The 12,294-nt window shown below is 71.8% G+C and carries 13 protein-coding genes and 1 pseudogene; 2 read left to right on the top strand and 12 right to left on the bottom strand.

The features are described 5' to 3' along the window. Window positions 1-92: 92 nt before the first annotated feature. Window positions 93-1,688 (bottom strand): annotated as a pseudogene (locus tag H0S67_RS26695) (ABC-F family ATP-binding cassette domain-containing protein). A 56-nt stretch (window positions 1,689-1,744) separates the two neighbouring features. Between H0S67_RS26695 and H0S67_RS11355 the strand changes: the two are divergent. Together H0S67_RS11355 and H0S67_RS25115 are read left to right on the top strand one after the other, a co-directional pair. Beyond that, complete coding sequence (locus tag H0S67_RS11355) at window positions 1,745-2,371, top strand: neutral zinc metallopeptidase (RefSeq protein WP_246354664.1); 627 nt, start codon at window positions 1,745-1,747, stop codon at window positions 2,369-2,371. Then, window positions 2,260-2,697 (top strand): neutral zinc metallopeptidase, encoded by a 438-nt coding sequence (locus H0S67_RS25115; protein WP_246354663.1) that lies wholly within the window; start codon window positions 2,260-2,262, stop codon window positions 2,695-2,697. Before H0S67_RS11355 ends, H0S67_RS25115 begins: the two co-directional genes overlap by 112 nt. 22 nt (window positions 2,698-2,719) lie before the next feature. Here H0S67_RS25115 and H0S67_RS11350 read toward each other — a convergent pair whose 3' ends face one another. The 11 genes from H0S67_RS11350 to sufD form a co-directional block, all read right to left on the bottom strand. Beyond that, window positions 2,720-3,625: a phosphotransferase gene (locus H0S67_RS11350; protein ID WP_180933163.1), complete on the bottom strand. Its 906-nt coding sequence runs from the start codon at window positions 3,623-3,625 to the stop codon at window positions 2,720-2,722. Window positions 3,626-3,635: 10 nt separating this feature from the next. Next, window positions 3,636-5,207, bottom strand: coding sequence for an ABC transporter permease (locus H0S67_RS11345; protein ID WP_180936651.1), 1,572 nt, complete (start codon window positions 5,205-5,207; stop codon window positions 3,636-3,638). Then, window positions 5,204-6,127, bottom strand: coding sequence for an ABC transporter ATP-binding protein (locus tag H0S67_RS11340; protein ID WP_246355310.1), 924 nt, complete (start codon window positions 6,125-6,127; stop codon window positions 5,204-5,206). The genes H0S67_RS11345 and H0S67_RS11340 overlap by 4 nt, the downstream gene beginning before the upstream one ends. 68 nt (window positions 6,128-6,195) lie before the next feature. Then, a complete protein-coding gene (locus H0S67_RS11335) occupies window positions 6,196-6,804 on the bottom strand; it encodes an acVLRF1 family peptidyl-tRNA hydrolase (protein ID WP_180936649.1) in 609 nt (202 codons plus the stop codon). Window positions 6,805-6,830: 26 nt separating this feature from the next. Beyond that, window positions 6,831-7,409 (bottom strand): class I SAM-dependent methyltransferase, encoded by a 579-nt coding sequence (locus H0S67_RS11330; RefSeq protein WP_180936648.1) that lies wholly within the window; start codon window positions 7,407-7,409, stop codon window positions 6,831-6,833. Window positions 7,410-7,777: 368 nt separating this feature from the next. Further along, window positions 7,778-8,185, bottom strand: coding sequence for a metal-sulfur cluster assembly factor (locus H0S67_RS11325; RefSeq protein ID WP_180936647.1), 408 nt, complete (start codon window positions 8,183-8,185; stop codon window positions 7,778-7,780). After that, complete coding sequence (gene sufU / locus H0S67_RS11320; protein WP_219635648.1) at window positions 8,185-8,637, bottom strand: Fe-S cluster assembly sulfur transfer protein SufU; 453 nt, start codon at window positions 8,635-8,637, stop codon at window positions 8,185-8,187. Before sufU ends, H0S67_RS11325 begins: the two co-directional genes overlap by 1 nt. 2 nt (window positions 8,638-8,639) lie before the next feature. Then, the gene (locus tag H0S67_RS11315) at window positions 8,640-9,836 is read right to left on the bottom strand and encodes a cysteine desulfurase (RefSeq protein ID WP_425489916.1); all 1,197 of its coding nucleotides are present in this window, start codon (window positions 9,834-9,836) and stop codon (window positions 8,640-8,642) included. A 94-nt stretch (window positions 9,837-9,930) separates the two neighbouring features. Further along, entirely contained in the window at window positions 9,931-10,692 is a 762-nt protein-coding gene (gene sufC / locus H0S67_RS11310) for a Fe-S cluster assembly ATPase SufC (RefSeq protein ID WP_180936646.1), read from the bottom strand. Between the two features lie 44 nt (window positions 10,693-10,736). Further along, window positions 10,737-11,072 carry a non-heme iron oxygenase ferredoxin subunit gene (locus H0S67_RS11305; RefSeq protein ID WP_180936645.1) on the bottom strand — a complete coding sequence of 112 codons (336 nt, stop codon included), beginning with the start codon at window positions 11,070-11,072 and terminating at the stop codon, window positions 10,737-10,739. Beyond that, complete coding sequence (gene sufD / locus H0S67_RS11300; RefSeq protein WP_180936644.1) at window positions 11,072-12,286, bottom strand: Fe-S cluster assembly protein SufD; 1,215 nt, start codon at window positions 12,284-12,286, stop codon at window positions 11,072-11,074. The genes H0S67_RS11305 and sufD overlap by 1 nt, the downstream gene beginning before the upstream one ends. Window positions 12,287-12,294 lie beyond the last annotated feature (8 nt).

The raw sequence follows: 12,294 nt of genomic DNA, 5'->3' as shown, positions 1-12,294 counted from the left end.
GCAGACCGACGGTGGCGAGGGCCTCGGGGGTCATGTCCGGAGTCTAGGTGCGCCCACCGACGCGACCGCCGGCGCGACTGCCGGGGACTGCGTCACGCCAGCGACACGAGGTCGAGGTAGTCCTCGGTCCACAGGTCCTCGTCGCCGTCGGGCAGCAGCAGCACCCGGTCCGGCTCGAGCGCGCGCACGGCCCCCTCGTCGTGGGTGACAGGATGATGGCGCCCTCGTAGGTGCGGATCGCCGCCAGCACCTCCTCCCGGGAGGCCGGGTCGAGGTTGTTCGTGGGCTCGTCGAGCAAGAGCACGTTGGCGCTGGAGACGACCAGGCTGGCCAGCGCGAGCCGGGTCTTCTCGCCACCGGACAGCACGGCCGCCGGCTTGTGCGCGTCGTCGCCGGAGAAGAGGAAGGATCCCAGGACGCTGCGGGCCTCGCTGTCGGTCAACTGCGGGGCCGCGCTCTGCATGTTCTCCAGGACGGTGCGGCTGGTGTCGAGGGTCCTCGTGCTCCTGGGCGTAGTAGCCGAGCTTGAGGCCGTGACCGGGCAGGACCTCGCCGGTGTCGGGCCTGTCGACCCCGGCCAGGATCCGCAGCATCGTCGTCTTGCCGGCACCGTTGAGGCCCAGGATCACCACGCGCGAGCCCTTGTCCACGGCCAGGTCGACATCGGTGAAGACCTCGAGCGAGCCGTAGGACTTCGAGAGCTCCTGGGCGGTGATCGGCGTCTTGCCGCAGGGGCAGGTGCGGGGAACTTGATCCGGGCGACCTTGTCGGCGCGACGCTCGCCCTCGACCCCGGCCATCATCTTCTCGGCCCGCTTCAGCATCGACTGCGCGGCGCTGGCCTTGCTGGCCTTGGCCCGCATCCTGTTGGCCTGGTCGGTGAGCGTCTTGGCCTTGGACTCGGCGTTCTGCCGCTCGCGCTTGCGGCGCCGCTCGTCGGTCTCCCGCTGGCTGAGGTAGGCCTTCCAGCCCATGTTGTAGACGTCGATCTGGCCACGGTTGGCGTCGAGGTGCAGCACCTTGTTGACCGTGGTCTCGAGCAGGTCGTTGTCGTGGCTGATCACGATCAGCCCGCCCTTGTGCGCCTTGAGGAAGTCGCGCAGCCACACGATCGAGTCGGCGTCGAGGTGGTTGGTCGGCTCGTCGAGGAGCAGGGTGTCGGCACCGGAGAAGAGGATGCGGGCCAGCTCGACCCGGCGCCGCTGTCCACCGGACAGGGTCTTCAGCTGCTGGGTGAGGATCCGCTCCTCGATGCCGAGGCTGCTGGCGATCTGGCGGCCTCCGACTCGGCGGCGTACCCGCCACCTGCGTGAAGCTCGGCGTCGGCCCGGGAGTAGCTCTTCATCGCCCGCTCCGCGACCTCGGGTCGGAGCTGCCCATCTGGGCCTCGGCCTCGCGCAGGCGGCGCACGACGTCGTCGAGCCCGCGCGCGGACAGGATCCGGTCACGCGCCAGCACCTCGGGGTCGCCGATCCGCGGGTCCTGGGGCAGGTAGCCGACGTCGCCGGTCGCCTGCACCGTGCCGGATGCGGGCTGCGCCTCACCCGCCAGGATCTTGGTGAGGGTGGTCTTGCCGGCGCCGTTGCGGCCCACCAGACCGACCTTGTCGCCGGCGGCGACCCGGAAGCTGACGTCCTCCATGAGGAGCCGCGCGCCGGCACGGACTTCGAGCTGGTGAGCGGTGATCATGAGGCTGGTTAGTCTAGGCGCGGCCGACCCCCAGCCACGAACCCGGAGGCTCCCGCATGCGCTTCAACCCGAAGGCCCGTCTCGACACCCGACGGATGGGCGACGCGGGACGGGGCCGCCGTGGTGGCGGCGGTCTGGGCGGGGGCAGCGGCGCGGGCATCCCGATCCCCGGCGGCATGAAGGCCGGCGGTGGCATCGGCGGCGTCATCATCATCGTGCTCTTCCTGGTCCTGACCCAGTGCATGGGCGACGGCGGCTCCTCTCTCCCGGGCAGCGGCGGCGGGCTCGACAGCAGCCGGATGGCCGAGAGCGGCCGCTACGACGGCTGCAAGACCGGCACCGACGCCAACGACAGCGCCGACTGTGCGCGGGTCGCGGTGGAGAACTCGCTCTACGACTACTGGTCCACCACGCTGCCGGACCAGTCCGACGCGTCGTTCCACGCGGAGAAGAAGGTGGAGACCTTCACCGGCTCCATCGGCACCGGGTGCGGCCAGGCAACCTCGGACGTCGGCCGTTCTACTGCCCCACCGACCAGACCATCTACCTCGACACCTCGTTCTTCCGCGCGGTGCTGCAGCAGCAGCTGGGCGGACCCAGTGGCGACTTCGTCGAGCCCTATGTCATCGCACACGAGTACGGCCACCACATCCAGAACCTGCTCGGCACGATGGGGCGGGTGAAGACCCAGCAGGGGCCGACCAGCGACTCCGTGCGCCTCGAGCTCCAGGCCGACTGCTACGCCGGCATGTGGGCCAGGAGCGCCACGACTACGAACGACGCGACGGGGCAGGCGCTCTTCTCCTCCCTCACCGACGCCGACATCCAGCAGGCCATCGCGGCGGCGACCTCGGTCGGCGACGACCGCATCCAGGAGCGGTCCGGCGGCCGGGTCAACCCCGAGCAGTGGACGCACGGCTCCGCGGCCGAGCGGGTCCGGTGGTTCCGGACCGGCTACACCCAGGGCACCCTGGACGCCTGCGACACGTTCGGCACCGACAACCTCTGAGCCCCCGGGGCCGACCGGACGGTCAGCCCGCCATCAGGGCCTCGATCTGCGGGAACTGCCGCTGCAGGGCCCGCAGGTGGGGCGCCACTGCCGGGTGCCGGTACTTGCCGGCGAGGGCACCCTCTCCCCCGGCCACCCTCGCCAGCGCCCACTCGGCGCGGTTGAGGACGGTGTAGACCGCCGTGACTCGGGCGCCGAGGGCCACCTGGTCAGGGTTGGCGACGCTGTCGGGCAGCCCCATCAGGTACGACTCCAGGAGCGGCTCGAACTCCTCCCGGGCCGAGAGCGCGAGGTAGCCGAGGTCGGCGCCGACGGGTCCGTGCCCGAGGGTCGCCCAGTCGACCGCCACCACGTCGTCCCCGTCGCGTCCCGGCAGGTTCCCCGGCGCCGGGTCGCCGTGCTGGGGCACCTGCGGAAGTGCGTCCACCGCGTCCAGCCAGGCCCCGCGTCGCCCCCAGAGGTGGTCGGCGACGTCGGCCACCGTCGTCCGGGCCAGCGTCGGCCAGCCGCCGCGTCGCTCCACGCGCCGGATCCGGTCGCGCAGCTGGTCGCGGGCCAGCCACGGCCGGGCGCCCAGGTCCGAGCCCGCGAACCGACCCAGCGCGTGCGCGGCGAACAGGCCGCTGTTGGCGGCGTCCTCGACCCATTGCTGGGTGAGGGTGATGCCGTCGTCGTCCTCGTCGACCGCGGTCAGCGGCGCCCGCAGCCCCGGGGTGGTGTCCACGGCCCCCGAGGTGGCCACGTCGGCCGGGCGGCGCCAGAAGGCGAAGTGGTGCGGGTCGGAGAGCTCAGCCGGGTCGTGCCCCCGCGGCGCGGCGAGGCGCTTGACGACCACGGCCTGGTCGCCGAGGACCGTACGCCAGACCCCCACGGTCGACGGGCCGGTGCCGCCGGGCAACGGGTGCCACCCGGGCTCGGGCTGCCACATGCCACGGACGCTAGCCGATGTCGCGGCGGCAGAAGGCCGACTGGCCCAGGAAGGACACGCTGGCCGCGAGCGCGGCGAGGGCCAGGAACGGCCCCCACCGGAAGTCCTGGGCCGGGACGAGAGCCAGGTGCTCGAACGGCGAGAGGTCCTGCAACCACTGGGGAAGCCGGAGCAGGTCGCCGAAGAACATCACCACGACCGCGAGCACCAGGGGCAGCCAGGCCAGCGTCGCCACGCGCGGGGACAGGCCGTAGAGCAGGCGGGCGAGGGCGCTGAGGAGGAGGACGGCGGGGAGGTACTGCAGCACCGGGGCGGAGAGCCGCAGCGCGGTCCCGGGATCCGCCGTGACCATCGCGTACCCCGCCCCCAAGCCGACGGCGGCACCCATCAGGACGGCGACGGTCCCGGCGACGGTGACCACCGTGTGCCCCAGCAGCCACTCCCGGCGTGGGAGCGCCGTGGCCAGCAGGTCCTCGACGCGACCGTCGGTCTCCTCGGTGCGGGGTCGCAGCGCGCTCGAGACGGCGAAGCCGCACGCCAGCAGCGCGAGCATCAGGCACGCGGTGGCGTAGAAGCCGTCGACCAGGCCGGCCCCGCCCTGCGCGAACAGGTCGCGCGAGGCCTTCGAGTCACCGACCAGGTCGCCCACGTCGTTGCCGATCGCGCCGTACGCCAGCCCCGTGAACAGGACGCCCAGCGCCCATCCGACGACCGAGCCCCGCTGGAGCCGCCAGGCCAGCCCGAGCGAGCCGTGCAGCCCCCGACCTGCGCGCGCCGGGCCGGGCCGCGCGGCCAGCAGGCCCGAGCCGACGTCGCGCCGGTCGAAGAGGGCGTACGCCGCGACCACGGCCGCGGCCGCGGCGACGAGCAGGAGGAGCCCCGGCCACCAGCGCAGGCCCGAGAAGGGGTGCATGGCCTGGTACCAGCCGATCGGTGAGAGCCAGCTCAGGGCCGGGTAGCCGATGTCGCCCACGGCGCGCAGGGCGTAGGCCAGGCCCATCACTGCGCCGCTCAGGCCGTACATCGACCGGGTGCTCGCGGTCAGCTGGGCGGCGACCAGGGCGGTGCCGGTGAAGAACCAGCCGCACAGCGTCAGGCCCAGCCCCAGCCCCAGCGAGTCGGCGAGGGCGAGCGGGTAGGACCAGAGGCTCAGCGCCACCAGCACGCCCAGCAGCAGGTTCGCGAGCAGGGCCGTCACCAGGGCGGCGGTCATCGGGGCGTAGCGGCCGATCGCGGCGCCCCGGAGCAGCTCGTCCCGGCCGCTCTCCTCCTCGGCGCGGGTGTGCCGGCCTACCAGGAACATGCTCATCAGGCCGGCGACGATCGCGCCGAACGCGGACGCCTGCCACGTCACCTGCCCGCCGATGCTGTTCAGGGCCCGCGCCGGTCCGGCCATCGCGATGAAGGCCGCGTTGTGCTCCATGCTCGCCGCGGCGCGGTCGAACTCCGCCTGGGTCCGGTACAGGCCGTCCACGCTGACGGCCTGGCTGTAGTAGAGGAGGACGGCGCCGACCGCCCACGCCAGCAGCATCCACCGGTCTCGGCGGAGGAAGGTCCGCAGGAAGATCCGGGCGCCGGTCATCGCCGACCCAGGACCTCGTCGTCGGCCTCGCTGGGCACCTCGTCGCCGTAGTGACGGAGGAAGAGCTCCTCGAGCGTGGGCGGCTGGCTGGTGAGCGAACGCAGGCCGAACCGCAGCAGCACGGCCAGCGCGTCGTCGAGCTCGGCGGTGTCGACCTCGAAGCGCGTGCGCGTGCCGTCGACCTCCAGGTCATGGATCCCGGGCAGCAGCTCCAGGCCCTCCGGCGGCTGCTCGAGCTCGGCACGGACCGAGGTCCGGGTCAGGTGCCGCAGGTCCCCCAAGGTGCCCGTCTCCACGGTGCGCCCGGCCCGGATGATGCTCACCCGGTCGCACAGCTCCTCGACCTCGGCGAGGATGTGGCTGGACAGCAGCACTGTGTGGCCGCTGTCGCGGAAGGCGTCGACGTACTCCTGGAAGACCGACTCCATGATCGGGTCGAGGCCGGAGGTGGGCTCGTCCAGGACCAGCAGCTCGACGTCCGAGGCGAGTGCCGCGACCAGGGCGACCTTCTGCCGGTTGCCCTTGGAGTAGCTGCGGCCCTTCTTGGTGGGGTCCAGCTCGAAGCGCTCGACGAGCTCCGCACGGCGGCCCTCGTCGATGCCGCCACGCAGCCGTCCGAGCAGGTCGATCACCTCCCCGCCGGTGAGGTTGGGCCACAGGTTCACGTCACCCGGCACGTACGCCAGCCGCCGGTGGAGCGCCGCCGCCTCGCGCCAGGGGTCCTCGCCGAACAGGCGGACCTCGCCCGCGTCGGCGCGGAGCATGCCGAGCAGGACCCGGATGGTGGTGGACTTCCCGGAGCCGTTGGGGCCCAGGAAGCCGTGGATCTGGCCCTGCTCCACGGTCAGGTCGAGGCCGTCGAGGGCCCGGGTGTTGCCGAAGTCCTTGACCAGTCCGGAGATCTCGATCGGGTGTGCCACACCCGTCACGCTAGACCCTCGGCCCATGCGTACGACGGGGTTTCGACCCAGGTCCGACGTGCCGTCGGTCAGGCGTTGACGACCTCCACGCGGACCGCCTGCGCGTCCTCCACGGCGGCCTCGAGCACGGACCGGCGCGGGTCGGGCACCGGGAGCCACGGGTCGACCACGTGCAGGGCCCGCAACCGTGGATCGGACAGCACCTCGTCGACCGCGGTGTGGTCACCCCCGGCCACCAGCGGACCGGCCAGGCCGCCGAGGATCCGGGCCGCATGGTCGCCCGCGGCTTCGTACGCCTGGCGGGCCTGGTTGTCGCGCCGCCGCGCGAACCGCTGCTGGCTCTGGCCCCCGGCCTTGGTCCGGCCCTGGACGTGGCGCTGCCCGACCTTGGACCCGACGATCCGCTCCCCCGCCAGCCGGGCGACGGCGAAACCGCCCTTGCGCACCAGCAGCACGCCCCAGTCCCCCGGCGGCTCCATCGCCGCCGCGAATCCCGCGGCGTCCGGCAGCCCGGCGTACCGCTCCTCGAAGGGCAGCCGCGCGGTGAACGTCGACCCGTCCGACGCCGCCCCGGTCAGCGCCCCGTCCACGACGGCCAGGCCGGTGGACCCGTGCCGGCCGTTGAAGTTGAGCACCCAGCGCTCCATGCGAACGGCGGGGACGAGGACGACGGGCACGGGGCGACGCTAGCGGACGCAGGCCGTCAGGGCCGGGTGCCGACGGCGAGGAGTGCCGTGGTGCGAAACGCCAGTCGGCCCTCGTCGACCAGCGGCGCGACCAGGCGCTCGTACTCCGCCCTCATCCGGCGGCGCACCTCCGCGGTCTGGGCCACGACGGTCGTCCCGATCCCGCCGATGCCGGCTTCCGCACCCCGCCACAGGGAGGTCGGGTCACCGCGGTGCTCCCAGTGGATCGTGCCGGCGCAGACCTCCTGCAGGCCCGCCTGGGACAGCAGCGCGGACAGGCCCCGCACCGTCCGGGGGAAGTCCCGCTCCTGCGGCAGGCGGACCGAGGGCACCGGCACCGCGCCGCTGGCCTCGACCACCGCCGCCCACAGCCGCGACTGGGCGTTCCGACCGGACGGCCAGACGGTCGCGACGACCCGACCGCCGGAGCGCGTGACCCGGGCCAGCTCGCGCACGCCCGCCCGCGGGTCCGGGACGTGGTTGACCACGAAGTTGGCCAGGACGGCGTCGAAGCGGTCGTCGTCGAAGGGCAGGTCCGGCAGCCCGGCACGGTGCAGGCGCGCGCCGGGAGCGGTGACGGCCGCGATCTCGAGCATGTCGGGTCGGGGTCCACCGCGGTCACCTCGGCGCCGCACTTCAGGGCCGCGCTCGCGAGGCCGCCGGTGCCGGCGCCGACGTCGAGCACGCGGGTGCCCGGCTCCGGGCTGCCGCGCAGTCCGGAGGCCGTCAGGACTGCACGGGTGGTGCCCGCGCACAGCGGAGCGAAGGAGTCGCGGTAGGCCTCGGCCACCGCAGACCAGCCGGGGGCCGTCATCACGTCGGTCACCGCGGCAACCTAGCGGATCAAGGTCCAAGCCACCCGGCTCAGGTCTCGAGCCGCCCGTCGCGGCCTCGCAGGCTCGGCCGCGGGGCTCCCTCGACCTCTTCGGGTCGTGACCCCGCTCGTGCCTCGCGGGGTCACGCCTCAGACATTGAATCCCAGGGCTCGGAGCTGCTCGCGGCCGTCGTCGGTGATCTTGTCCGGGCCCCACGGGGGCATCCAGACCCAGTTGATCGCGACGTCGTTGACCAGGCCCTCCAGGGCGCTGTTGGTCTGGTCCTGGATCACGTCGGTCAGCGGGCAGGCGGCCGACGTCAGGGTCATGTCCAGGACGACGTTGGAGCTCTCGTCGAGGTGCACGTCGTACACCAGGCCGAGGTCGACGACGTTGATCCCGAGCTCGGGGTCGACGACGTCCTTCATCGCCTCGGTGACGTCCTCGACGCTCACCGTGGTGGCGCCGGCGCCGGGGGTTGCCTCCGGCACGTCGGGCAGGTCTCCGTGGTCCGGGGCGTTCTTCTCGACGGGCTGGTCGACAGACTGGTCGGTCATCAGTGGCTCTCCTCCATGACTTGAGCGGTGGCGTCCTTCCAGGCCATCCACGACAGTAGTGCGCACTTCACGCGCGCCGGGAACTTCGCGACACCGGCGAAGGCGATGCCGTCCTCGAGCACGTCCTCGTCCGGCTCGACGCTCCCCCGGCCCTGCATGAGGGTCAGGAACTCCTCGTGGATGGCGAGCGCCTCGTCGACCTTGCGGCCGATGACCAGGTCGGTCATCACCGAGGCGGACGCCTGCGAGATCGAGCACCCCACCGAGTCGTAGGAGACGTCGCTGACGACATCGCCGTCGAGGTGGACGCGCAGGGTCACCTCGTCACCGCACGTGGGGTTGACGTGGTGCACCTCCGCCTCGAACGGCTCCCGCAGGCCCTTGTGGTGGGGGTGCTTGTAGTGGTCGAGGATGATCTCCTGGTAGAGCGCATCCAGGTCCTGGTTGGTCACTCTCAGCCCACCTTGAAATAGGAACGGGTGTACTCGAGCCCCTCGACCAGGGCATCGATCTCGGCCGGCGTGGTGTAGAGGTACGACGACATGCGCGTCGAGCTCTGGACGCCGAACCGTGCGTGCGCGGGCTTGGCGCAGTGGTGCCCCGCCCGGACCGCGATGCCGCGGGAGTCCAGCACCTGGGCGATGTCGTGCGGGTGCACTCCGTCCAGCTCGAAGGAGATCGCTCCCCCGCGCTGCGTGGGGTCGAGCGGGCCGAGCACGGTCAGCCCCGGCACCGTGGCCAGGCCCTCGAGCGCGTAGCCGGTGACGGCCTGCTCGTGGGCGTGGATCGCCTCCATGCCCACGGCGCTGAGGTAGTCGACCGCCGCGCCGAGGCCGACGGCCTCGACGATCGGCGGGGTCCCTGCCTCGAACTTGTGCGGGATCCCGGCGTACGTCGACCGCTCCATGCGGACGGTCTCGATCATCTCGCCACCACCGAGGAACGGCGGCAGCTGGTCGAGCACCTCGCGCCGACCCCACAGGACGCCGATGCCCGTCGGCCCCACGACCTTGTGGCCCGTGAAGGCGAGCAGGTCGGCGCCCGCGGCCACCACGTCGACGGGCAGCTGGGGAGCCGCCTGCGAGGCGTCGACCACGACGATCGCACCGACCTCGTGGGCACGTCGCGCGATCTCGGCCACCGGGTTGACGGTGCCCAGCATGTTGGACACCCAGGTCAGCGAGACCACCTTGGTGCGCTCGTTGACCAGCTCGTCGATGTTCGACAGGTCGAGGTGGCCGTCGTCGGTGAGCCCGAACCACCGCAGGGTCGCGCCCTTGCGCTCGGTGAGGAGCTGCCACGGGACGATGTTGGAGTGGTGCTCCATCTCGGTGATGACGACCTCGTCGCCCGCACCGATGGCAAGGTCACCGGTCGCCCAGGCCAGCGTGTTGGCCACGAGGTTCAGCGCCTCGGAGGCGTTCTTGGTGAAGATGACCTCGTCGCGGCTCGGTGCCTTGATGAAGGCGGCCACCTTGTCACGCGCGCTCTCGAACGCCTCGGAGGCCTCGGCGCCGAGCTGGTGCATGGCGCGGGCGACGTTGGCGTTGTGCCGCTCGAGGTGGTCGACCATCGTGTCGATCACCACCTGCGGCTTCTGCGAGGTGTTGGCGCTGTCGAGGTAGACCAGCGGGTAGCCGCCCGCGAGCACGCGCTCGAGGATGGGAAGTCCTTGCGGATGACTTCCAGCTCCGGAAGCAGGCCGTCCATGTCACTCCTCCCTGATCGCGCGCGACCGGACCCGGTCAGACCGCTGCGGCCTTGACGTACTTGTCGTAGCCCTCGGCCTCGAGCTGATCGGCGAGCTCGGGGCCGCCCTGCTCGGCGATCCGGCCGTTGACGAACACGTGCACGAAGTCGGGCTCGATGTAGCGCAGGATCCGCGTGTAGTGCGTGATCAGCAGGACGCCCTTGCCCTCCTGCTCGCGGAACCGGTTCACACCCTCCGAGACGACCTTCAGTGCGTCGATGTCGAGGCCGGAGTCGGTCTCGTCGAGCACTGCCACCTTCGGGTTGAGCAGCTCGAGCTGGGCGATCTCGTGGCGCTTCTTCTCGCCCCCGGAGAAGCCCTCGTTGACCGAGCGCTGCGAGAACGTCGAGTCGAGGTCGAGGCGCTCCAGGGCGCCGTTGACGTCCTTGACCCAGGTGCGCAGCTTCGGGGCCTCGCCGTCGATGGCGGTCTTGGCGGTGCGCAGGAAGTTGGCCACCGAGACGCCGGGGACCTCGACGGGGTACTGCATGGCGAGGAACAGGCCGGCGCGGGCGCGCTCGTCGACCGACATCGCGAGGACGTCATCGCCGTCGAGGGTCACGCTGCCGCCCGTGACGGTGTACTTCGGGTGGCCCGCGATCGAGTAGGCCAGCGTGGACTTGCCGGACCCGTTCGGGCCCATGATCGCGTGGGTCTCGCCGTCCTTGATGGTCAGCGTGACGCCCTTGAGGATCTCCTTGGCACCGTCCTCGGTCTCGACCGTGACGTGCAGGTCCTTGATCTCCAGCGTGCTCATCGTTGTCTCTTCCTTGCTCGAAGTCTGCTCGAAGTCTGGGTTGGTCAGGACGGCTGTACGCCGTTGAGGGGTGCGGTCACGTCGACGTACACACCGTCGTCGCGGACCTCGACCGGGAACACCGAGACGGGCTCGGTCGCGGGCAGGCCCGTGGGCTTGCCGGTGCGCAGGTCGAAGCGGGAGCCGTGGAGCCAGCACTCGATCTGGCAGTCGGCCACCTCGCCCTCGCTGAGCGCGACGGCGGCGTGGGAGCAGAGGTCCTGAACGGCGAAGAACTCGTCGCCGTCGCGGGCCACCGCCACGTCCAGGTCGCCGACGGTCACGCCGAGCGCCTCGTCCGTGGGCACCTCGTCGGTTGCGCACACACGCTCGAAGGCCATCAGCGGTCGCCTCCCGGCAGCGCCTTGAGGACGTTCTTTGCCAGCTCCGCCTCGACGGTCTCGGTGAGCTTGGCCTCGATGGCCGGGACGTCGATCTTGCGGATCAGGTCGTTGAAGAAGCCGTGCACGACCAGGCGGCGCGCCTCGTTCTCCTCGATCCCGCGCGAGCGCAGGTAGAACAGCTGCTCGTCGTCGAAGCGGCCGGTCGCCGAGGCGTGGCCGGCTCCCTCGATCTCGCCGGTCTCGATCTCCAGGTTCGGCACCGAGTCGGCCTGGCAGCCGTCGGTGAGCACGAGGTTGCGGTTCTCCTCGTAGGTCTCGATCCCCTCGGCGACCTTGCGGATCAGCACGTTGCCGATCCAGACCGTGTGCGCACCCTCGCCCTGCAGCGCGCCCTTGTAGACGACGTTGCTGCGCGTGTTGGGGGCGGTGTGGTCGACGAAGAGCCGGTGCTCGATGTGCTGGCCACCGTGGTCGGTGTCGCCGTCGGCGAAGTACATGCCGAGCATCTCGACCGACCCGCCGGGGCCGGAGTACTCGGCCGTGGTGTCGTGGCGGACCACGTTGCCGCCGAAGGACACGTCGACGTGCTTGAACGTCGCGTCGCGGCCGACCTTCGCATGACGGTGGCCGAGGTGGACCGCGTCGTCCTCCCAGTCGTCGATGCTGACGACGGTCAGCTGCGCGCCGTCACCCACGACGATCTCGGTGAGGTCGGCCAGGGTCGCCGAGCCGAGGAAGCGGAAGACCACGGTCGCCTTGCTGTGCGGCTCGGCGGTGATCACCACGTGCGTCGACGAGGCGCCCTCGATCCCGGTGCCCCGGACGTCGATGAAGACCGGCGCGTCCAGCTCCGTCTCGCGCGGCACCGTCACGGCGTAGCGTCGGGCGGCCTCGTGCCACACCCGGGCGCTGACCCGGTCGACGGGCACGAAACCGCTCGTGCCGCGCAGCGGGCTGTCGGCGTCGATGCTCTCGATCCGCACGCCGTCGGGGGCGTCCGCCTCGGCGCCCACGGAGGTGCCGGACAGGTCGGCGTCGGCGTGCAGGTCGCGCAGGCGGCGCAGCGGGGTGAACCGCCACACCTCCTCCCGCCCGGTCGGGACCGGGTGGTCGGCCACGTCGAACGAGCCCTCGGGGTGCAGGTGCGAGTCGACCTTGTCGAGCTCGAGGGCGGACTCCACGCTCGCGCGTGCAGCATCGGTCACAGTCATTTCCTGAA

The organism is Nocardioides ungokensis (assembly GCF_013466985.1).
Lineage (GTDB): Bacteria > Actinomycetota > Actinomycetes > Propionibacteriales > Nocardioidaceae > Nocardioides > Nocardioides ungokensis.
The sequence above is the reverse complement of the archived record's forward strand: the minus strand, read 5'-3'. Positions and strand labels throughout refer to the sequence as shown.

What these genes read in the sequence shown, in the direction of transcription:
- H0S67_RS11355 (WP_246354664.1), top strand. Translation starts at nt 1,745, where the DNA reads ATGCGCTTCAACCCGAAGGCCCGTCTCGACACCCGACGGATGGGCGAC.
- H0S67_RS11350 (WP_180933163.1), bottom strand. Translation starts at nt 3,625, where the DNA reads ATGTGGCAGCCCGAGCCCGGGTGGCACCCGTTGCCCGGCGGCACCGGC.
- H0S67_RS11345 (WP_180936651.1), bottom strand. Translation starts at nt 5,207, where the DNA reads ATGACCGGCGCCCGGATCTTCCTGCGGACCTTCCTCCGCCGAGACCGG.
- H0S67_RS11330 (WP_180936648.1), bottom strand. Translation starts at nt 7,409, where the DNA reads ATGCTCGAGATCGCGGCCGTCACCGCTCCCGGCGCGCGCCTGCACCGT.
- H0S67_RS11325 (WP_180936647.1), bottom strand. Translation starts at nt 8,185, where the DNA reads ATGACCGACCAGTCTGTCGACCAGCCCGTCGAGAAGAACGCCCCGGAC.
- sufC (WP_180936646.1), bottom strand. Translation starts at nt 10,692, where the DNA reads ATGAGCACGCTGGAGATCAAGGACCTGCACGTCACGGTCGAGACCGAG.
- H0S67_RS11305 (WP_180936645.1), bottom strand. Translation starts at nt 11,072, where the DNA reads ATGGCCTTCGAGCGTGTGTGCGCAACCGACGAGGTGCCCACGGACGAG.
- sufD (WP_180936644.1), bottom strand. Translation starts at nt 12,286, where the DNA reads ATGACTGTGACCGATGCTGCACGCGCGAGCGTGGAGTCCGCCCTCGAG.